This is a genomic window from Amycolatopsis alkalitolerans (assembly GCF_006152065.1).
In the GTDB taxonomy this organism is placed as follows: Bacteria; Actinomycetota; Actinomycetes; order Mycobacteriales; family Pseudonocardiaceae; genus Amycolatopsis_E; species Amycolatopsis_E alkalitolerans.
The window spans coordinates 39609-60615 of record NZ_VDFW01000024.1; the positions used below are offsets into that span (position 1 = coordinate 39609).

General features: G+C 70.5%; 16 protein-coding genes. 9 read left to right on the forward strand and 7 right to left on the reverse strand.

Going from position 1 to position 21007, the window contains the following annotated elements:
- The first annotated feature begins 69 nt into the window (after positions 1–69).
- On the forward strand, positions 70–2922 hold the full coding sequence (locus FG385_RS24105; RefSeq protein WP_160148876.1) for an AfsR/SARP family transcriptional regulator: 2853 nt from the start codon (positions 70–72) through the stop codon (positions 2920–2922).
- Between the two features lie 194 nt (positions 2923–3116).
- On the opposite strand, the gene FG385_RS24110 is transcribed toward FG385_RS24105, so the two are convergent.
- The 4 genes from FG385_RS24110 to FG385_RS24125 all read right to left on the reverse strand — a co-directional run bounded on the left by FG385_RS24110 (position 3117) and on the right by FG385_RS24125 (position 8640).
- The gene (locus tag FG385_RS24110) at positions 3117–4271 is read right to left on the reverse strand and encodes an acyl-CoA dehydrogenase family protein (protein ID WP_139099056.1); all 1155 of its coding nucleotides are present in this window, start codon (positions 4269–4271) and stop codon (positions 3117–3119) included.
- A complete protein-coding gene (locus FG385_RS24115; RefSeq protein WP_139099057.1) occupies positions 4268–6199 on the reverse strand; it encodes an ATP-binding protein in 1932 nt (643 codons plus the stop codon). Before FG385_RS24115 ends, FG385_RS24110 begins: the two co-directional genes overlap by 4 nt.
- Before the next feature lie 5 nt (positions 6200–6204).
- Positions 6205–7782, reverse strand: coding sequence for a carboxyl transferase domain-containing protein (locus FG385_RS24120; protein WP_139099058.1), 1578 nt, complete (start codon positions 7780–7782; stop codon positions 6205–6207).
- A 69-nt stretch (positions 7783–7851) separates the two neighbouring features.
- Positions 7852–8640, reverse strand: coding sequence for an SGNH/GDSL hydrolase family protein (locus FG385_RS24125; protein ID WP_139099059.1), 789 nt, complete (start codon positions 8638–8640; stop codon positions 7852–7854).
- Between the two features lie 139 nt (positions 8641–8779).
- Between FG385_RS24125 and FG385_RS24130 the strand changes: the two genes are divergently transcribed.
- Positions 8780–9367: an SACE_7040 family transcriptional regulator gene (locus FG385_RS24130; RefSeq protein WP_139099060.1), complete on the forward strand. Its 588-nt coding sequence runs from the start codon at positions 8780–8782 to the stop codon at positions 9365–9367.
- 106 nt (positions 9368–9473) lie between these two features.
- On the forward strand, positions 9474–9905 hold the full coding sequence (locus FG385_RS24135) for a hypothetical protein (protein ID WP_235022767.1): 432 nt from the start codon (positions 9474–9476) through the stop codon (positions 9903–9905).
- A 1-nt stretch (position 9906) separates the two neighbouring features.
- On the opposite strand, the gene metX is transcribed toward FG385_RS24135, so the two are convergent.
- Positions 9907–11028, reverse strand: coding sequence for a homoserine O-acetyltransferase MetX (gene metX / locus FG385_RS24140; protein WP_139099062.1), 1122 nt, complete (start codon positions 11026–11028; stop codon positions 9907–9909).
- Positions 11025–12329 carry a bifunctional o-acetylhomoserine/o-acetylserine sulfhydrylase gene (locus FG385_RS24145; RefSeq protein WP_139099063.1) on the reverse strand — a complete coding sequence of 435 codons (1305 nt, stop codon included), beginning with the start codon at positions 12327–12329 and terminating at the stop codon, positions 11025–11027. Before FG385_RS24145 ends, metX begins: the two co-directional genes overlap by 4 nt.
- 97 nt (positions 12330–12426) lie before the next feature.
- Between FG385_RS24145 and rdmE the strand changes: the two genes are divergently transcribed.
- Genes rdmE through FG385_RS24160 form a run of 3 tightly spaced genes read left to right on the forward strand, consistent with a single transcriptional unit; the run spans position 12427 to position 16279 of the window.
- Positions 12427–13998: an aklavinone 12-hydroxylase RdmE gene (gene rdmE / locus FG385_RS24150; RefSeq protein ID WP_139099064.1), complete on the forward strand. Its 1572-nt coding sequence runs from the start codon at positions 12427–12429 to the stop codon at positions 13996–13998.
- A 24-nt stretch (positions 13999–14022) separates the two neighbouring features.
- A complete protein-coding gene (locus tag FG385_RS24155) occupies positions 14023–15543 on the forward strand; it encodes a PucR family transcriptional regulator (RefSeq protein ID WP_139099065.1) in 1521 nt (506 codons plus the stop codon).
- Between the two features lie 19 nt (positions 15544–15562).
- The gene (locus FG385_RS24160; protein WP_139099066.1) at positions 15563–16279 is read left to right on the forward strand and encodes an MOSC domain-containing protein; all 717 of its coding nucleotides are present in this window, start codon (positions 15563–15565) and stop codon (positions 16277–16279) included.
- Here FG385_RS24160 and FG385_RS24165 read toward each other — a convergent pair.
- Positions 16274–17218 (reverse strand): zinc-binding dehydrogenase, encoded by a 945-nt coding sequence (locus tag FG385_RS24165; RefSeq protein WP_139099067.1) that lies wholly within the window; start codon positions 17216–17218, stop codon positions 16274–16276. The genes FG385_RS24160 and FG385_RS24165 overlap by 6 nt on opposite strands.
- A 157-nt stretch (positions 17219–17375) precedes the next feature.
- Here FG385_RS24165 and ald point away from each other — a divergent pair, with 157 nt between their 5' ends.
- The 3 genes from ald to FG385_RS24180 all read left to right on the forward strand — a co-directional run bounded on the left by ald (position 17376) and on the right by FG385_RS24180 (position 20962).
- A complete protein-coding gene (gene ald, locus FG385_RS24170; RefSeq protein ID WP_139099068.1) occupies positions 17376–18491 on the forward strand; it encodes an alanine dehydrogenase in 1116 nt (371 codons plus the stop codon).
- 537 nt (positions 18492–19028) lie between these two features.
- Positions 19029–20078, forward strand: coding sequence for an ABC transporter ATP-binding protein (locus FG385_RS24175; RefSeq protein ID WP_139099069.1), 1050 nt, complete (start codon positions 19029–19031; stop codon positions 20076–20078).
- Positions 20078–20962 carry an ABC-2 transporter permease gene (locus tag FG385_RS24180; protein WP_139099070.1) on the forward strand — a complete coding sequence of 295 codons (885 nt, stop codon included), beginning with the start codon at positions 20078–20080 and terminating at the stop codon, positions 20960–20962. Before FG385_RS24175 ends, FG385_RS24180 begins: the two co-directional genes overlap by 1 nt.
- Positions 20963–21007 lie beyond the last annotated feature (45 nt).

Here is a 21007-nt window from a genome sequence, read left to right on the forward strand (position 1 = left end):
CGGCGTGGCAACGGCCTGTACGGGGTTCCGTATGGTCTGTGTGAACAGCATTCAATGGAGATCACGCCCGTGCCAACGACAGCCGTTACGCCGAGTCACGAGATCTGGCGCTTCCGACTGCTCGGCCGGTTCTCCGCCACGGCCGGCGGCGAGGCGGTGAGCATCCGGTCGCGGTTGCACCAGACCCTGCTCGCCACCCTCCTCGCCCATCCCAACCAGGTCGTGCCCGCCGACGACCTCGTCGACGCGATCTGGCAGCGCCGCCCCAAGAACGCCAGCAACAGCCTGCACGTACTGGTCAAACGCCTGCGCGCGGCGCTCGGCGCGGCGGACCGCGTCCGCGCCGAGCCCGGCGGGTACCGGATAGTCGTCGCCGAACACGAGCTCGACCTGCTCGAGTTCACCGCGCTGCTCAAGGCGGCGAGGGAGGCCGGGGACCAGATCACGGAGCGCGACTACCTGGCCGCCGCGCTCGCCCTGTGGTCCGACGGCCCCATCCCGCCGCCCCTCGCCGACCGGGATCTCCGCGAGTTGGAGGAGCTACGGCTGACCGCGCTGAGCCGCCGCATCGCGCTGGACCTCGAGACCGGTCGCGAGGCGGAGGCCGTCACCGAGCTGCGGTGGCTGACCCAGCGGCATCCGCTGCGCGAAGGTTTCTGGGCCCAGCTCATGCGTGCCCTCTACCAGGCGGGTTCACAGGCGGAAGCGCTTGCGGCCTACGCCGACGCGCGCGCGGTCCTGGCCGAGGAGCTGGGTGTCGAACCGGGTGCCGAGCTCCGGGAACTGCACGCGGCAGCGCTGTCGGCCGACGGCTCAAGCGGCTGGACGCCGGTCTGCCAGCTGCCGTCCGGGATCGACGATTTCGTCGGCCGCGAGGACGCCCTTGCCCGGCTGGCACAGCTCGTCGAACCCGGTGAAGCGGCACGGGTCGTCGTCGTATGGGGGCAACCGGGGGTCGGCAAGAGCACGCTCGCGGTACAGGCCGCGCATCGGCTGCGCGAGCGATACCCGGACGGCCAGTGCTTCGCCACGCTTCACGACCGGCACTCGGGCCGGGCTTCCGCCCACGAACTGCTCGAACAGCTGCTGCTGGCCAGCGGGCTGCCGGCGGGGCAGATCCCGGTGCGGACCGGGGCCCGCTCGGCCGCGCTGCGGGCCCGCCTGGCCGACCGCCGCATCCTGCTCGTGCTCGACGACGTCGGCGAGACCGCGCAGATCCTGCCCGCGCTGCCCGGGACCGGCGGCTGCGCGGTACTCGTGACCTCGCGCCGGTCCCTGCTCGACCTGCCGAACGCGCGCCGCATGCGGATCGAACCGCTGCGCGGGGACGTCGGGGTCCGCCTGCTCAGCCAGATGATCGGCGCGGACAGGGTTGCGGCCGAACGCGCCGAGGCCGAAGAGCTCGTGCGGTTGTGCGGTGCTCTGCCGCTCGCGCTGCGGATCGCGGGCGCGCGGCTTTCCCTGCATCCGGAAGGCCGGTTGAGCGCGCTCGTGCAGCGGCTGCGGGACGAGCGGACCCGCCTCGACGAACTCGCGGTCGAGGGGATGGAGGTCCGCGCGAGCCTGGCGCTGAGCTACCGCGCGCTCGGCCCGCCGGCGCAGGAGGCGCTGCGCCGGACGGCCATGCTGCCGCGCAGCGGTTTCCCGGCCTGGGCGCTCGGCGCGGTCACCGACGGCAGCGACGGCGAGCGGCTGATCGAAGCGTTGGCGGCCTCGGCGATGCTGGAGCCGTGCGGGGTCGACGAGGCCGGGCAGACCCGGTACCGCACGCATGATCTCGTCGCGCTGTACGCCCAGGACCTGGCGGTCGGCGAGGACCGGTTGCCGCCCTTGCGCCGGCTGCTCGACGTCCAGCTCGCCCGCGGCGAGGAGGTCTACCACGCGGCCGCGCGCTGGACCGAAGAGCTGCAGCCGTACCGGCCACCCGGCGCGGCACCATCCGAAGTGGACCTTCCCCCGCTCGAGTGCCCGGCGGCCTGGGCACGGGCGGAACGGAACCTGCTGCTGGCGGCCATCGACCAGGCCTGCTCGGCCGGCTGGCACGCCGACGCGGCCCGGCTCGCGGATCTGGTCATCCCGTCGCTGCACCTCGGCGGCGGGTTCGACGAGCTCATCGCCGCCCGGCGGCGGATCGCCGAGGCGGCACGTGCGGCGGGCGACGAACTGGTCGCGTGGCGTGCCGACTACGGCCGAGCCGAGGCGTCGCTCGCGGAGGACGTCGCGGAGTCCGAACGCACCTTCGTGGCCTGTGCGCGCGCCTTCGATCGGCTGGGAGCCACGACCGAACTGGTGTTCAGCCTGACCGGCGTGGCGTTCTGCCGCATGATGCGCAACGAGCTCGATCTGAGGACGGCCGAACGAGCGGTGCGGATCGCGGAGACTGGCGAGGACAGGATCGCCTACTGCACGGCCAGCCGGACGCTCGCGCAGATCCTGCAGCAGCTCGACCGGACGCGGGAAGCCGTGTGGATCCTGAAGAAGACGAGCCAGGAGGCCGCGAAACTCGAAGTCGATTCGCTCACCGCGGGTCTCTACCGCGAGCTGGCGCGCGCGGCCCTGCTGCTGGGCGACGTCGAAACCGCGGCGGCCGCCTGTGCCGACGCCGCGCCGCTGCTCAGCGGCAACCCGCATGACGAAGGGTGGTTGCTGCAGCTGCGCAGCCGGGTCGAGACGGCGCAGAACAGGTTCGGCGACGCGGCGGCCACCGCGCGGCGCTCGCACGAGATCTTCACCGACCTCGGCGACCGGCGCGCCGCAGCGAGCTCCCTGATCTGGCTGGCGGACGCCTTGTGGCGCGGCGGCGACCGGAGCGAGGCGGCGGCGCTGGCCCAGCAGGCGCGGGATGCGCTGGAGGCGATGGGCTCGACGATCCTCGCGCCCCAAGCCGAGCGCATCCTCGCCGACGCCACACGCACCGCCTGACGCGCGGCAATGCCGTGAGGGGGTCCCTCACGGCCAATAAGGGCATGAGGGGGTCCCTCACGGCACGGCGCCGTTGCTGGTGTCAGTGAGCTGTCAGTGGAGGGCTGCGATCATTCGCGCAGGGCTGGACCGCGCTTTGGGGGTCGGCCCAGCGACGTTGCAGTCGGGCGGCGCCAGCGCCGTCGCCGCCAGACTCAGCGCAGGCCCAGTTCGCGGGCGATGAGCATCCGCTGGATCTCGCTCGTTCCCTCGCCGATCTCCAGGATCTTCGCGTCGCGGTAGAAGCGGCCGACGGGGAACTCGTTCATGAAGCCGTAACCACCGAAGATCTGCGTCGCGTCGCGGGCGTTGTCCATCGCGGCGTTGGAGGACACGAGTTTCGCGATCGACGCCTCCCGCTTGAACGGCTCGCCCCGCAGCATCTTCGCCGCCGCCTCGTAGTACGCCAGCCGCGCGGTGTGCGCCCGGATCTCCATGTCCGCGATCTTGAACTGGATCGCCTGGTAACCGCCGATCTGGTTGCCGAACGCCTCCCGCTCGTGCGCGTACCGCAGGCATTCGTCCACGCAGCCCTGGGCCAGGCCGACGCTCAGCGCGGCGATCGCCACCCGGCCCTCGTCCAGGATGGACAGGAACTGGGCGTATCCGCGGCCACGCGTCCCGAGCAGGTTCTCCGCGGGCACCCGGCAGTCCGAAAAGGACAGACCGTGCGTGTCCGAAGCGTTCCAGCCCACCTTCGAGTACTTCGGTTCGACGGTGAAACCAGGCGTCCCCGACGGCACGATGATCGTCGAGATCTCCTTGCCGCCATCGGATTTCGTTCCGGTCACCGCGGTCACCGTGACCAGCCGGGTGATGTCCGTGCCGGAGTTGGTGATGAACGACTTGCTGCCGTTGATGACCCACTGGTCGCCGTCGAGTTTCGCGGTCGTACGGGTCGCGCCGGCGTCGGAGCCGCCGCCCGGCTCGGTCAGGCCGAACCCGCCGAGCGCCTCCCCCGCGCACAACGCGGGCAGCCAGCGTTCCTTCTGCTCCTGGCTGCCGTAGCGGAAGATCGGCATCGCGCCGAGGGAAACCCCGGCTTCCAGCGTCACCGCGACCGACGAGTCGACCCGCCCGAGTTCTTCGAGCGCCAGGCACAGGGCGAAGTAGTCCCCGCCCATCCCGCCGAACTCCTCCGGGAACGGCAGGCCGAACAGGCCCATCCGCCCCATCTGCGCCACCAGGTCGTACGGGAACTCCTCGCGCTCGTAGAACCCGCCGATCACGGGCGCCACCTCGTTCTGCGCGAAGTCGTGCACCGTCTTTCTCAGCGCCTCGTACTCTTCACCGAGCCTGAAGTCGATCATCTTTCCGCCTCCGGGGTCACCACGGCCAGTGTTTCGTCCAGCGCGACCTGTTGGCCGGCCTGGACACGCAGTTCGCTCACCACACCGTCGACGGGCGCGACTACGGTGTGTTCCATCTTCATCGCTTCGACCACGACGAGCGGCGTGCCAGCCGCGACGCGCTCGTCCGGCGAGACCTTCACCACCAGCACGGTGCCCGGCATCGGGCTCACCACCGGCCCGCCCTCGGCCGTTTCCCCGTGCGTGGCAAGGAGATTCGGGCGTTCGACGACGGCGACCGCGACGCCGTCGCGCGCCAGCCAGTCCCCCGCCCGCAGGTACCGGCGGAACTGATCGCCGTAGTGCACCTCGAGCCGATCTCCCTGGCGGCGCGCGGAAACCCGGACCGCGGCACCGTCGTTCACGGCGACCGAAGCGGCTTCGGGCGACCCCTCGACCCGGATCAGTGCCTCGGTTTCCCTTGCCCTGAGCCGGAGAGTCACGCCCCCGCGGCCGCCCAGCCGCCAGCCGCTCGGCACGTCCCACGGATCCACGACCCCGGCCGAGGGCCACAGGCCGATCACCCGGTCCACCGCCGCGGCGACGAAGAACTCCTCGGGAACGGAAGCCGACACCAGCGAATCCAGCCGCCGCCCGACCAGTTCCGTGTCCAGCTGTCCGCTTTGGACGTCCGGATCCGCGAGCAGCCTCCGCAGGAACGAGACGTTCGTGGTCAGCCCGAGTACGGCGGTGTCCGCCAGCGCCCGGTCGAGCCGGTGCAGCGCCGCCGCCCGGTCCGGACCCCACGCGATCACCTTGGCCAGCATCGGGTCGTAGCCGGAACCGACGACCGCACCGGGTTCCAGCCAGGAATCGACCCGGACCCCGGCAGGCTCGCCAAGCGCCAGAACCGTTCCGCCGGTCGGGATGAAGCCGCGAGCCGGATCCTCCGCGTACACCCGCGCCTCGATCGCGTGCCCGTTGAGCCGGATGTCCTCCTGCGCGAGGGAAAGCCGTTCACCGGCGGCGATCCGGACCTGCCATTCGACGAGGTCGAGCCCGGTCACCAGTTCGGTCACCGGATGCTCGACCTGCAGGCGAGTGTTCATCTCCATGAAGAAGAACTCGTCCGGCGCCTTGGCCGACACGATGAACTCGACCGTGCCCGCTCCGGTGTAGCCGACCGAGCGCGCGGCCTCGGCCGCGGCGGCGCCCATCCGCTCGCGCGTCGCTTCGTCGAGCAGCACCGACGGCGCCTCCTCGACGATCTTCTGGTGCCGCCGTTGCAGGCTGCATTCGCGCTCACCGAGGTGAAGCACGGTGCCGTGCGTGTCGGCGAGCACCTGGATCTCGATATGCCGCGGGGTGGTGACGAACCGTTCCAGCAGGAGCCGGTCGTCGCCGAACGCGGAACGCGCCTCCCGCTGCGCCGACTCGACCGCCGCGGAAAGCTCCGCCGGGCCGGTCACCAGCCGCATGCCCTTACCGCCACCGCCCGCGGACGGTTTGAGCAGCAACGGGTAACCGACCTCGGCGGCAGCAGTGGTGAAATCGTCCACATCAGACAGACCAGGTACCACCGGTACGCCCGCGGCCGAGACGGTGGCCTTCGCGTGGATCTTGTCGCCCATCGCTTCGATCGCCTCGGCGGGCGGCCCGATGAGCACCAGACCCGCCCGCGCGCACGCACGGGCGAAGGCCGCGTTCTCCGCGAGGAACCCGTACCCGGGATGCACCGCCTGTGCACCGGTTTCCAGCGCGGTCGCCACGATGTCCTCAATGGACAGATAGCTGGAGATCCGGGCCGCGGTGTCGCCGTCGCGCACCTGCCGCGCCGCCGCGTCCGCGTCGCTGTACACCGCGACGGACCGGATGCCCATTTCGCGCAGCGTCCGGATCACCCGGACGGCGATCTCGCCCCGGTTCGCCACGAGAATGCTGTCGAACATCCGCATCACATCCTGAAAACGCCGTAGCCGACCGGTTCCAGCGGCGCGTTCGCCGCCGCGGACAGCGCGAGCCCGAGCACCGTGCGGGTGTCGGCCGGATCGATCACGCCGTCGTCCCACAGCCGCGCCGTCGAGTAGTACGGATTGCCCTGTTCCTCGTACTGCGCGCGAATCCGGTCCTTGAATTCGCCCTCGGCGTCGCTACGGACCGTCGAGAGCACCGACGCCGCCTGCTCGCCGCCCATCACCGAAATCCGGGCGTTGGGCCACATCCACAGGAACCGTGGCGAGTACGCGCGGCCGCACATCGAATAGTTGCCCGCCCCGAAGGAACCGCCGATGATGACCGTGAACTTCGGCACCCGCGCGCACGCGACCGCGGTGACCATCTTCGCGCCGTGCTTGGCGATCCCGCCGGCTTCGTACGCCTTTCCCACCATGAATCCGCTGATGTTCTGCAGGAACACCAGGGGAATCGAGCGCTTGTCGCACAGTTCGATGAAATGCGCGCCCTTCATCGCGGACTCGGAGAACAGCACCCCGTTGTTCGCGATGATGCCGACCGGATGCCCGTGGAGATGCGCGAAGCCGGTCACCAGCGTCGCGCCGTACTCCTTCTTGAACTCCGCGAACCTGCTGCCGTCGACGATCCGGGCGATCACCTCGCGCACGTCATAGGGCGTGCGGGAATCCGTCGGCACGACACCGTAAAGCTGCCCGGGATCGACTGCCGGTGCCTCGGCCGGCAGCACTTCCCACGGACGAGGGGCGCGCGGGCCGAGCGTCGACACGATCGAGCGCACGATCTGCAGCGCATGCGCGTCGTCGTGGGCCAGGTGGTCGGTGACGCCGGACTGGCGGGCGTGCACATCGCCGCCGCCCAGTTCCTCAGCCGTGACGACCTCGCCGGTCGCGGCCTTCACCAGCGGCGGGCCGCCGAGGAAGATCGTGCCCTGGTTCCGCACGATCACGGCTTCGTCGCTCATCGCCGGCACGTACGCGCCGCCCGCGGTGCAGGAGCCGAGCACCGCGGCGATCTGCGGGATACCGCGAGCGGACATGGTGGCCTGGTTGTAGAAGATGCGGCCGAAATGCTCGCGGTCGGGGAACACCTCGTCCTGGCGGGGCAGGAACGCGCCGCCGGAGTCGACGAGGTAGACGCACGGAAGGTTGTTGTGCAGCGCGACTTCCTGCGCGCGCAGGTGCTTCTTGACGGTCATCGGGTAGTACGTGCCGCCCTTGACCGTGGCGTCGTTCGCGACGATCACGCATTCGCGGCCGGACACCCGCCCGATGCCGGTGATGATGCCGGCCGCGGGCGCCTCGTCGCCGTAGAGGCCGTTCGCGGCGAGACCGGACAGCTCCAGGAACGGCGAGCCCGTGTCGAGCAGGGCGTCCACCCGGTTACGGGGTAGCAGCTTGCCGCGCTCGACGTGCCGGGTGCGGGACCGCTCCGGGCCGCCGAGCCGCGCGGTCTCGAGCCGCTTGCGCAGGTCCTCGACGAGTTCGGCGTGCGCGGTGACGTTGCGCGCGTAGCTCTCGCTCCGCGGGTCCGCGGACGTGGTCAGCGTCGGTGTGTCCATACCAGCCCAAGTTAGTCGTCGTTAACACCACGTTCGATGTTAACGACGACTAACTGAGCTGTCCAGGGGTCAGAGCGCGCCGGTGAAGGTGGGGTAGTAGCCGCTCGCCTGGCCGGTGGCCGTCGGGTGGTAGGACTCGTCGACGGGCCAGGTCACGCTGTGGAGCCAGGGTGAGCTGGAGCAGATCTCGTGCCCGGTGAAGGCGGACCGGACGTCGGCGAAGGTGAAGCCGGCGTTCGCGGCCTCCTTCGCGATGACCGTGTCGAGCGCGTCCGCCCCGCCGTTGATGTAGCCGCGGGAGGTGTCGGACAGCCCGACCGAGCACGAGCCGCCGATCTTGTAGAAGTGGGGGTACCCGAGGACGACGACCTTCGCGCTCGGGGCCTTGCCACGAATCGTGCGGTACGTGGTGTCGAGCAGGCCGGGCAGCGTGGTGTCGACGTAGTTCACGGCGTTGTCCACCGCGGTCTTGCATCCCGAGTCACCACCGAGGATGCAGTTCTCCATCACGCTGCTGAACCCGGCGTCGTTGCCCCCGACCGTGATCGACACCAGGCTGGTCGACGAACTGAGCGCGCCGACCTGGTTGTTGATCACGTCCGACGTCTTGGCACCCGAGCAGGCCTGGAAGCTCAGCGAAGCGCCCTTGGCGTTGGCGTACAACTCGGGGTAGGCGTTCGCGCTGCGCTTGCAGCTGCTGGAGTCGAGATAGGACCCGGCGCCCACCCCGGAGGAGTAGGAGTCGCCGAGTGCGACGTAGTTGACGGCCGCCGCGTCGGCGGCCGCGGTCAGTCCAAGCGTCGCCAGCAACGCTGCGACGACGACGATCAGGGATCTCACTGCTGCACGAACGGACATCTCCGGCCCTTCTGTGAGTGACAGACCGCATTCAGGTGTAGCAAGGTCATCGCTCACACGGACCCGCATTTAGTTGGTAAGTAGGTAACAAGATGGCGAACGTTAGTGATCACTAACGTCAAGCCGATAGCATGACGGGATGACGAGCCCCACCCCGCTGGTCAACGGCGAGAAGGCAAGCCGCCGCGAACAGATCCTCACCGCGGCCGCCGAGCTGTTCGCCCAGCACGGGTTCCACGGTGTGGGCATCGACGACATCGGCGCGGCCGTCGGCATCTCCGGCCCGGCCCTGTACCGGCACTTTCGCAGCAAGGACGCCATGCTCGGCGAGATGCTGCGCTCGATCAGCCACTTCCTGCTGGGCGGCGGCACCGCCCGTGCCGAGGCGACCGCGGACCCGGAGAAGGTGCTCGCGGAACTGGTGGACTTCCATGTGGACTTCGCGCTCACGCAGCCGTCGCTGATCACCGTGCAAGAGCGGAACCTCGGCAACCTCATCGACGCCGACCGCAAGGAGGTGCGCGCCCTGCAGCGCCGGTACGTCGAGGTCTGGGTGCGCGCGATCCGCGATGCCGTCCCCGGGGTGAGTGAGCGGAAGGCCCGGTCGGCGGCACACGCCGTGTTCGGCCTGATCAACTCGACCCCGCACAACCGCTATCTGGATGACACCGAGCTCGCGGACCTGCTGCGCCGGCTCGCGCTCGGTGCCCTGCACGCCCTCGGGTGAGTCACCCGTATTTCGACTAGCGCATGAGCCATCCTTCTGGTGTTTGATGGGACGGGTGAGCACCGGGCGGAGTGTCGTGGAGAAGGCGCAGCGCGCCCTCGTCGCGATGCGGCTCGGGCAGGACGACGAGGCGCTCGACCAGGTCATGCCGTCCGCGGTCGACGAGCCGGGCCGCACGGCGGAGATGCGCGAGCTGATGTTGCTGCTGTTCGGCGAGTGCAGCGCGATGGTGTCGGTGCTCGGGGACGGCGGCAGCGCGCCGGTCAAGGTCCAGGTGTTCGACGAGGCCGGTGAAGAGGTGCCGATCGACGAGGCCGACCCGCCGGTCCGCACGGCCGTCCGGACGTTGCTCGCCGAGGTGCACGGCAACACCGAGGCGGCCGAGGAGCAGGTGGAGATCGCGCTCGCGAGCGCGGCGCCTGACGAGGTCGACAGCCTGGTCCTGCAGGCGCTGCGCTGGACGATCCGGCTGTCCACCGAATGCCTCGACCGCGACCTGCCCGTCACGGCGTGGGTGCACGACGCGCTCGCGGACTGATTCAGCCCAGCAGCGACTTCACCAGTGCGGCGACCTGGGGCGTCTCGATCAGGAACGAATCGTGGCCGTACGGGGAGGAGATCACCGCCGCCTCGCCCGCGCCCGGGATCCCGGCGGCGAGTTCCCGTGCCTGGTGCAGCGGGTACAGCCGGTCACTGTCCACGCCGGCCACGAGCGTCCTCGCCGTGATCCGTGAAAGCGCTTCCCCGGCCCCGCCGCGATCGCGGCCGACGTCATGGGTGTTCATGGATCCGGTCAGCAGCAGGTAGCTGTTCGCGTCGAACCGGCGCACGATCTTGTCCGCATGATGGTCCAAATAGGACTCCACGGCGAACCGCCCGTCACCGGGTGCCTGCCTGCGACGGCCGAATCGCCCCGCCAGCTCGGGTTCGCTGCGATAGGTCACGTGCGCGATCCGCCGCGCGATCCCGAGGCCCCGGTGCGGCCCGTCGCCCGGCGCCGCGTCGTAGTAGTCCCCGCCGCGCCAGCCCGGATCGGACCGGATCGCGTGCAGCTGCGGCGAAGCCCAGGCGATCTGCTCCGCGGAGGACGCCGCGGGCGCGGCCAGCACGAGCAACGACTCCACCCGCGCCGGCCACGTCGCCGCCCATTCGAGCGCGCGCATCCCGCCCATCGAACCGCCGGTCACCAGCGCCCACCGCTCGATGCCGAGCGCGTCCGCCAGCACCGCCTCGGCGTGCACCTGATCCCGCACGCTCACCTGGGGAAACCTGCTGCCCCAGTACTTCCCGTCCGGATCCGGCGAAGACGGCCCGGTCGTGCCCTGGCAGCCGCCGAGGACGTTCGGCACCACCACGAACAGTTCGCCGGTGTCGAGCGCGCGGCCGGGCCCGATCAGCCCGTCCCACCAGCCTGGTGAGGGATGACCCGGCCCGGCCGCACCGGCCGCGTGTGAATCACCCGTCAGTGCGTGCTCGACCAGCACGGCGTTGGAGGCGTCGGAGTTGAGCCTGCCCCAGGTTTCGTACGCGATCGTGCAGGCGGGCAACTCGCCCGCCTCCAGCCGCAGCGGCCGATCCACCGCCAACCACTGCCGGCGGCCCGGCGGATTTCCCGCCCGCCACGCACCGGTGACGGGCGGGAACTCCGGCGATCCGGTCACAGAGCCGCCTTCGCCGCGCGGAACCCGGCGTCGAGGTCGGCCTTGAGATCCTCCAGCCCTTCGAGCCCGACGGCGAGCCGGACCAGGCCCGGGGTGACACCGCTGCCCAGCTGCTCCGCCGGGCTGAGCTGGCTGTGGGTGGTGCTCGCGGGGTGGACGATCAGGCTGCGCACATCCCCGATGTTAACCAGCTGGCTGTGCAGTTCGGTGCCATCGACGAACCTGCGGCCCGCCTCGACCCCGCCGCGCAGGTCGAAGGACAGCACCGCGCCCGCGCCCTTCGGCAGGTACTTCCGCGCCAGCTGGTAGTGCGGACTCGACGGGAGGCTCGCGTAGTAGACGCGCTCGACTTCGTCGCGCCGCTCCAGCCATTCCGCCAGCGCCTTGGCGTTCGCGACGTGCCGCTCGACGCGCAGCGAAAGGGTCTCGATGCCCTGGATGATCAGGAAGCTGTTGAGCGGCGAGATCGCGGCACCGGTGTCACGCAGCAGCTGCACGCGCGCCTTCGCGGCGTACGCGCCCGGGCCGATGGCCTCCCAGTACTTCAGGCCGTGGTAGCTCGGATCCGGCTCGGTGAACCCCGGGAACCGCTCCGGATACGCGCCGAACTCGAACGTCCCGCCGTCCACCAGTACTCCGGCGACGGTGGTGCCGTGGCCGCCGAGGTACTTGGTGGCGGAATGGATCACCACGTCGGCGCCGTGCTCGATCGGGCGCAGCAGGTACGGGGTCGGGATCGTGTTGTCGACCAGCAACGGGAGGCCCGCCTCGTGCGCGACACGCGCGACGCCCTCGATGTCGAGGACGTTGCTGCCGGGGTTGGCCAGCGACTCGCCGAAGAACAGCTTGGTGTCCGGGCGGACGGCCGCCCGCCACTGTTCCAGATCGTCCTGGTCCTCGATGAACGTCGTCTCGATACCGAGCTTCGGCAGGGTGTAGTGGAACAGGTTGTAGGTGCCGCCGTAGAGCTTCGTGCTGGACACCAGATGGTCCCCCGCCCCGGCGAGGTTCAGGATCGCCGCCGTGGTGGCAGCCGAGCCGGAGGCGAACGCGAGCCCGGCCACGCCGCCTTCGAGGGCCGCGACGCGCTGCTCGAGCACGTCCTGGGTCGGGTTCATGATCCGGGTGTAGATGTTGCCGGCCTCGGCGAGGCTGAACAGGTCGGCGCCGTGCTGGCTGTCGCGGAAGACATACGAGGTGGTCTGGTAGATCGGCGTCGCGCGGGCGCCCGTGGCACTGTCCGGAGCCGCACCGGAGTGAATCTGCTTGGTCTCGAAGGACCAGCCTTCGTTGCTCGTCATGCACTCCAACGTTAACGACGCCGGCCGCGTGTCCCAACAGCTCTCACCCGCTGGTACCCCTTGCCAAGCAAGTCTCTTAGTTTCTAAGATACTTTGTATGAGAGATAAAGCGACGGACGTTCTGGTGGTGGGTGCCGGGCTGGCCGGGCTCACGACGGCGATGTTCCTGGCCCGGGAAGGGGTGCCGACCCTCGTCGTCGAACGGCACCCGAGCACGTCACCGCATCCGAGAGCCTCGGGCCAGACACCCAGAACGATGGAGCTGTATCGCTGGGCGGGTGTCGACGGCGAGGTGCTGGGCGTGAGCAAGCGCGCGTCGCAGGGGCTGCGCATCACGATCGCGTCGAGCCTCGGCGGCCAGGTGTTCCACCGGATCCTGGAGGATATGTCGGAAATCGACCTCAGTGCCGCGACGGGAGTGCCCTGGGGGATGGCCGGGCAGGACGTCGTCGAGCCGATCCTGCTGGCGCGAGCGGAGAAGTCCGGCGCCCAGGTCAGGTTCTCGACCAGGCTGGTCTCGTTCGAACAGGACGAAAACGGGGTCACCGCGGAACTCGACAGCGGCGCGCGGGTCCGCGCGAAGTACCTGGTCGCCGCCGACGGCGGGCGCAGCGCGATCCGCGAGCGCCTCGGCATCGGCACCGACGGGCTCGGCGCGATCGGCCATGCCATCGGCGTGGTCTTCGACGCCGACCTCGGCGACCGGATGGTCCCCGACGTCACCGACCTCTACTACCTGCAGAACCCCCACTTCACCGGCGCCGTGGTCAACACCGACGTGCCGGGCCGGTACGTGTTCGGGACCGACTACCACCCCGAGCGGGGCGAGACGGCAGGCGACTACCCGCCCGAGCGGCTGGCCGGACTGATCCGGATCGCGACCGACCTGCCCGGACTGGAACCCGAGATCCGCTGGTCCGGCGCGTGGGAGATGGCGGCCCGGGTCGCCAGGCGGTTCTCCTCGGGCCGGGTGTTCCTCGCCGGGGACGCGGCGAAGGTGACCCCGCCGACCGGTGGGATGGGCGGCAACACGGCCGTCGGCGACGGGCATGACCTGGCGTGGAAGCTCGCCGCCGTGATTCGCGGCGAGGCCGGTCCCGGCCTGCTCGACACGTACGAGGCGGAGCGGCGGCCGATCGCGGAGATGGTGGTGAACACCTCGCTGCGCAACGCGAAGCAGCGGATGTCTCCCGAACTGGACCTCAGCGGCACCGGTGCCCCGGTCGATCAGGTGGAACTCACGCTGGGCTTCCGGTACCGCTCGACGGCGGTCCTGATCGAGGACGACGACCCGAGCCCCACCGAGGATCCGAACCGGCCCAGCGGCCGGGCGGGGTTCCGTGCACCGCACGTGCCGATCGTCGTGGACGGGGTACCGAAGTCCACTGTGGACCTGCTGGGGCGGGGCTGGGTGCTGCTGGCGAACGGTCCTCACTGGACGGGCGCGGCGCGCGAGGTGTCGGCGTCCACGGGCGTGGCGTTGACCTGCTTCGAGGCGGGTGTCGACTTCGGCGACCCGGAGGGGCTCTTCGCCGCCCGGTACGGGCTCGAAGCCGGCGGGATGAGCCTGGTGCGGCCCGATGGGATCGTGGCCTGGCGCGCGAAGGCCGCCGCCGGGGGCCGGGAGGGCCGGCTTCAGAGCGTGCTGGGCGATCTCCTCAGCAGGTAGCGGGTAACGCCGTATGCTGCGGAAATGGTGTCGGTCAGCAGCGTCGTCGAGCGCGTCGGCCCGACGCTGCTGCATGCCGTGTGGGTGCCGGAATCCTGCCCCGCCGTCGCCGATGTGGTGATCGCCGAGCCGGGGGTGACCGCGTCGGTCGCGGCCGGGGATCTCGTGCTCGGCGTCGCGGCGGCGAGCGCCGAGGACGCGGCCGCGCTCGTTTCGCACAGTGCGGACCGCCAGGCAGCCGCGGTGCTGCTCAAGCCGCCGCTCGCGACGAAGGCGTCCGTGCGGCGTGCGGCGAAGGCGGCCGGAATCGCCCTCGTCCAGGTGCGGGCCGCGACGGCGTGGGCGCAGCTGGTCTGGCTGCTGCGGACCGTCCTCGACGCCGACGACCCGGTCGAGGACGGCGACTCGAGTTCGGGCGATCTGTTCCGGCTGGCCGACGTGGTGGCCTCGGTGGTCGACGCGCCGGTCACGATCGAGGACACGAACTCGCGGGTGCTCGCGTACTCCGCGCGGCAGGACCTCACCGATCCCGCGCGGGTGTCCACGATCATGGGCCGGGGCGTGCCCGGCGACGTGCTCGCGCGCTTCCGCTCGCGCGGGGTGTTCCGCGAACTTTCGCGCGGGCGGCAGACGGTTTTCGTGCCCGCGCAACGGGACGGCACGCTGCCGCGGCTCATCGTGCCGATCCGGATGGGCGGTGAATTGCTGGGCTCGATGTGGGCGGTGGTCGCCGGTCCGGTACCGGAGGAGCGGGCGGCGGCGTTCGCCGACACCGCCCCGATCGTGGCCCTGCACCTGCTCCGCAGGCGCGCGCACGCGGACGCGCGGCGGCGGGCGTCCGCGGAGCTGCTGCGCGGGCTGCTCGACGGGAAAGTGGGGCCGCGTAAGGCGATCGCGGAACTCGAGCTCTCCGACGAGCCGCACCGGGTCGTCGTCGTGGACACCCCCGGCGGCGACCGCACGGACGGCGAGGGGCTGCGGCTGGCGCTGATCGAGCGGATCTCGCAGGGCATCGGGCCACGACCGGTCGCGGCGGAGCTCGGTGGGCTGCTGTACGCGATCGTGCCCGACGGCGAGTGGCCGGAGCTACGGAAGGCGCTGGCGGAGCTGAAGGCGCGGGTCGCGGCCGGCAGTCCGGTGGAAATCGCCGAGCTGACGCGTTCGCGGGCGGAAGCCGACGAGATGCTGGGACTGGTGCGGGCCGGGCTGCTGGAAGGCAACGTGGGCAGCTACGACGACGCGTGGACCGCTCTGGTGCTGCATCGCGCGGCGACGGCGGCCGGCAGCGCGCGGATCTCGGAGCTGGGCCCGCTCGAAACGCTCCGGGAGCACGACGTGGCCAACCGCACGGAATACCTCGAGACGCTCTACGAATGGCTTCGCTTTCCCGGCGATCCGCGGGCGGCGGCGAAGGCACTGCGGATCCACCCCAACACCTTCCGCTACCGCATCCGCCGGCTGCTCGAACTGGTGCCGCTCGATCTGGACGATCCGGATGTGCGGTTGGCCCTGATCACACAGCTCGTGGCGCTCAGGTGGTCGTGAGCGCGACTACGCTGGGGCGATGTTTTCCGGAGCCGTGACACAGCTGCACCGCTGGCCGGTCAAGTCGTTGCGGGGCGAACAGGTCGGGGCCGCCCGGTTCGACGACCGCGGGATGGCGGGCGACCGCGCGCACGCGCTGATCGACCTCCGCCCGAAGCGCGCGGGAAACGTGCTCACGGTCCGGCAGAACCAGGAACTGCTGTCGTGGCGCAGCACCTACCGCGGTGCGCCGGAGGAACCGCCGATCCTGCACGCCCCCGACGGCACCGTATGGTCGTGGACCGATCCGGCGCTGCCGACCGCGCTCGGCGAATCCCTTGGTGTGCCGCTGGAACTGCGCACCGCCGACGGCGGGCAGGACCGCGGGCCGACCGTGCTCGTGACCATCGAAGCCTCCCGCGCCGCGCTCGCGAACGAACTGGGCGCGCCCGTCGAACTGGCCCGGTTCCGCCCGAACCTGCACCTGGAACTCGACGCCCCCGCGTTCGCGGAGGAAGGCTGGGGCGCGGGCACGACGCTCACCGTGGGCGAGGTGATCCTGGAGGCGACCGGGCCGAACTCCGGGCCGTGTATCCGGTGCGCGGTGCCCAGCTGGGATCCGGCGGGCCGGCAACGCTGGCCGAAGCTGCAGGCGTGGCTGATCGAGCAGCACGAGAACAAGTTCGGCCTGATCATGCGCGTGACCCGGCCCGGCACCGTCCGCGCCGGTGACCCCGTATGGGCGCAGCCGCTATAGCACCAGCAGCGTTTTCCCGATCGTGGCGCGGGTTTCGATCGCCCGGTGCGCGCCGGCGGCGTCCCCGAGCGGGAATCGCTGGCCGATCACCGGCCGCAGGTGCCCGGCGGCGCCGTCCTCCAGCGCGCTTTCGGTGAAGGCACGCAGATCGTCCGGGGTACCGCCGGCACCGCGGCGGATCTCCACCCCGCGGGCGGCCGCGTCCTCGTCGGAGACCGGGGCCCACGCGCCGCTCGCGAGGCCGTAGACGACCATCCGGCCGCCGGGCGCCAGCAGCGAGAACGCGGTCGCGCCGAGTTCGCCCCCCACCCCATCGAAGACGACGTCGACCCGGCCCACCTTCTCCGCCCAGCCCGGGACCGAATAGTCGACCGCGCGATCCGCGCCCAATTCGGCGGCCGCCGCGACCTTGTGCGGCCCTCCCGCGGCGGCGATCACCGTCGCCCCGGCCCGCTTCGCAAGCTGCACGAGGAGGCTGCCGACCCCGCCCGCGGCAGCCTCCACGAGAACCCGTTGCCCGGGCTCGACGGCTGCCGTCGTGATGAGCGCCTTCGCGGTCCGCCCATCGGCCAGCAGGGCGACGGCGGCGTCGAGCGCGAGCCCGTCCGGCACGACCAGCGGTGCGGCGGCGGGGACGACGACCTTCTCGGCGTAGCCGCCGGTCCCGCCCGTGGCGGTCACCACCTGCCGCCCCACGAGATCCCCGTCGACCCCCTCGCCGACGGCGGTCACGACGCCGCCCACCCCGTTACCGGGGATGACCGGCGGCTCGACGCCGAACGGGTTCATGCCGCCGGCGCGGAACTGCGTCTCGACGAAGGTGATGTTGGCGAACGCGACGGCGACGAGCGCCTGGCCGGGCCCCGGCACCGGATCGGGCGCTTCCCCGGGCCGCAGGACTCCGGGCCCGCCGAACTCGGTCAACCACACGGCTCTCATGCGGCCACCCTGCATGCTCCAGTTAGGTGGAGGTCAATGCGCTGTCGTGCGGGAACCATCGACCGGCGGGAGGATTGTCGTGGGCGGACGATGACACCGCCATCCGGGTGGATCACCGTAGTCATTACGACGCCCCACGAGCGATCAGGAGGACCCCGTGCGTATCGCCGTCCCGCGTGAGATCAAGAAGCACGAGTACCGGGTGGCGGTGACGCCCGCCGGCGTGCACGAACTGACCCGTCGCGGCCACCAGGTCTTCATCGAGACCGGGGCGGGCTCCGGCTCGGCCATCAGCGACGACGACTACACCGCAGCGGGCGCCAAGATCCTCGCGAAGGCGGACGACGTGTGGGCCGAAGGCGACCTGATCCTGAAGGTGAAGGAACCGGTCGCCGCGGAGTATCCGCGACTGCGGCGCGACCAGGTCCTGTTCACCTACCTGCATCTGGCCGCCGACCGCGCGCTCACCGAAGCCCTGCTCGAAGCGGGCACCACCGCGATCGCCTACGAAACCGTGCAAACCGCCACCGGCGCCCTTCCCCTGCTGGCCCCGATGTCGGAAGTCGCCGGCCGCCTGGCACCGCAGGTCGGTGCCCACGCTCTGCTGAAGCCCTCGGGCGGGCGCGGCGTGCTCCCCGGCGGCGTGCCCGGCGTGCGCCCGGCGAAGGTGGTCGTGATCGGCGGCGGTGTCGCGGGGCTCAACGCCGCGCGGATCGCGGTGGGCCTGGGATCCGATGTGGAGATCCTCGACACCAATGTGGACCGTCTACGCCAGATCGATCACGAGTTCAACGGCCGGATCAAGACGGTGGCCTCGACCACACTGGCCATCGAAGAAGCCGTGCTGGCCGCGGATCTGGTGATCGGCGCCGTTCTCATTCCCGGTGCCAAGGCCCCCAAGCTGGTCTCCAACGACCTCGTCTCGCGGATGAAGCCGGGCTCGGTCCTGGTCGACATCGCCATCGACCAGGGCGGCTGTTTCGCCGACTCCCGTCCCACCACTCACGACGACCCGACATACCAGGTCCACGACTCGGTCTTCTACTGCGTAGCGAACATGCCAGGCGCCGTCCCCACCACAAGCACCCAAGCCTTGACCAACGTCACGCTCCCCTACGCGGTCGCCCTGGCAGACAAGGGCTGGCACGCCGCCCTGACAACCGACGCCACTCTCGCCAACGGCTTGAACACCCACCAAGGCGCCCTGACCAACGCCCCGGTCTCCGCCGCCCACACCCTCCCCCACACCCCCCTGCAAGACCTCCTCCCCTAACCCCGTACAACAAGAACACCTCCCGCACGCACACCGCATTCCCGCACACACACCGCAGCACGCCCCCGGATCCGGCCCCGCGGATGGGGGTCCGGGGGCAAGCCCCCGGGCGGGGTTTGGGGGTCGCACCCCCAAAAAACACGCTGCGTTGAGCCCCTCAGGGAAGCGGCGGCAAAGCCCCGCGGATGGGGGTCCGGGGGCAAGCCCCCGGGCGGGGTTTGGGGGTCGCACCCCCAAAAAACACGCTGCGTTGAGCCCCTCAGGGAAGCGGCGGCAAAGGCCCCGCGAACAGGGGCGGCCCGCTCAACCAGCCTGGGGGTCACTGGGAGCGGGCCGCCACCTTCTAGCTTAGGTGGTCCTGGCCGAGTTCGCTGCACGGGGTTCTGGTTTTGTCGAAATACTTCTTCACCTGCCCGTACGGGACGTCGTGATTCACCGACCGAGTGGCTGTTTACCCCTTCCTGCCCCATGGCGACCGTGGATGAGGCAGGATGTCGCCTGCCGAGTTCACCCGTTCGCCGGATCAAGGGGGCAGTGATGCAGAACGACGGCAGCGGCCGGATCGTCGTGCACGGTTTGAGCAAGACGTTCGGCCAGGTCGCGGCTGTGCAGAACCTGAGCTTCGTGGTGGAACCGGGTTCGGTGACGGGATTCCTCGGTCCGAACGGCGCGGGGAAGACGACCACCTTGCGGATGGTCCTGGGTCTGGTGACGCCGACGGCCGGGGTCACGACGATCAGCGGGCTGCCGTACGAGCAGCTGGGAAATCCGGCGCGGATCGTGGGCGCGGTGCTGGAGAACGAGGGGTTCCATCCGAAACGGACGGCGCGTAATCACCTGCGGGTGTACGCGGCGGCGATCGGGATGCCGGATCAGCGCGCGGACGAGGTGCTGGCGCTGGTGGGCCTTTCGGGTGCGGCGAACCGGAAGCCGGGCGAGTTCTCGCTGGGCATGCGGCAGCGGCTGGCGCTGGCGACGGCCTTGCTGGGCAACCCGCAGGTGCTGGTGCTGGACGAACCGGCGAACGGTCTCGACCCCGAAGGAATCCTTTGGCTGCGCAACTTTTTGCGTGCCTACGCACGTGAGGGCCGGACGGTGCTCGTGTCGAGCCATCTGCTGTCCGAAGTGGAGCAGACGATCGACCAGGTGGTGATCATCAGCCACGGGGTGACGCGGTACTACGGCTCGCTCGAGCAGTTGCGCGCGAGCCGGCAGTCGCGGGTGCTGGTGCAGTCGGGCGATCCGAACGCGCTCGCGAATGCCTTGCGGGAAGGCGGGTTCACGCAGCTGGAGATGGCGCCGGACGGCCGGGTCGTGGTGCTGGGCGCGACGCGGCAGCAGATCGGCGATCTGGTCGCGAAGTCCGGGCTCGCGGTGTACGGCATGGAAGAGGATCGCGCGGATCTGGAGAAGCTGTTCTTCCAGCTGACCAACGGGCAGTACTCGGGCGCGCCGTACCAGGCGCAGCAGCATTATCCGCCGCCCCCGCCGGGTGGCGGGTGGGGTCCGCCGCCGCAGTACCAGTCACCGCCGGGCGGGTATCCGCAGCAGCAGGGGCCGTACCAGGGTTGGGGAGGGCAGCGCTGATGGGCCGGTTGCTCGTCGCGGAGTTCCGCAAGACGCTCACCACGAAGAGCTGGTGGGGGCTGATGATCCCGGCGGTGGTGCTGGCCTTCGGGTTCGCGCTCGGCTGGGGTGCGTTCGCCAACGAGGTGGGCGACGTGCTCACGAGCAGTCAGACGCAGACGATCGCGCGGGCGCTGGGCATCGAGACCGGCAACCTGCCGATGGGCCTGCTGGCGATCGCGCACGGGATCAACATCGGGCTGACCTTCCCGGTGATCTTCGGGGTGTTCGCGCTGGCAGGCGAGTACAGCAAGAAGACGATCACCACGACGTTCCTCACGGCCCCGAACCGGGTGTCGGTGCTGACCGCGAAGATGATCACCTACATCGTCTGGGGCGCGATCTACGGGATCGTGCTGGCCGCGGTGTCGAGCCTGGGCATCCTGATCACGGTCGACGGTTCGCGGCTGCCGACCGGCGGCCAGTGGATCGGCGTGCTCGGCGCGAGCATGCTGGCCGGGGTGCTGGCGACGCTGTTCGGCATCGGGGTCGGGGCGATGTGGAACAGCGTGGTCGGCAGTGTGGTCACGCTGGTGATCTACCTGCTGATCATCGAGAACGTGCTGGTCCTGCTGTTCTACGGGCTGTGGCGGATCGACTGGCTGGGCGCGGTGCTGCCCAACGGCACGATGAACGGGATCGTGGGGGCGATCGGGGCGCAGGCCTTCGGCGCGTCCGGGGTGAAGGTGCCGGGTCTCGACAAGGAGACGCAGTGGACGCTGCAGTACGTCGCGGGCGCGCCCGGCGCGGTCTCGTGGTGGGCGTCGGCGCTCGTCTTCCTGGCCTGGACCGCGGTCTTCTTCGCCGGCGGATGGGCCGCCAACCAGCGCCGCGACATCACGTAGCGGCTTTTGCAGCGGCGGAGCCGCTTGCGGTGGGCCGTCAACCGG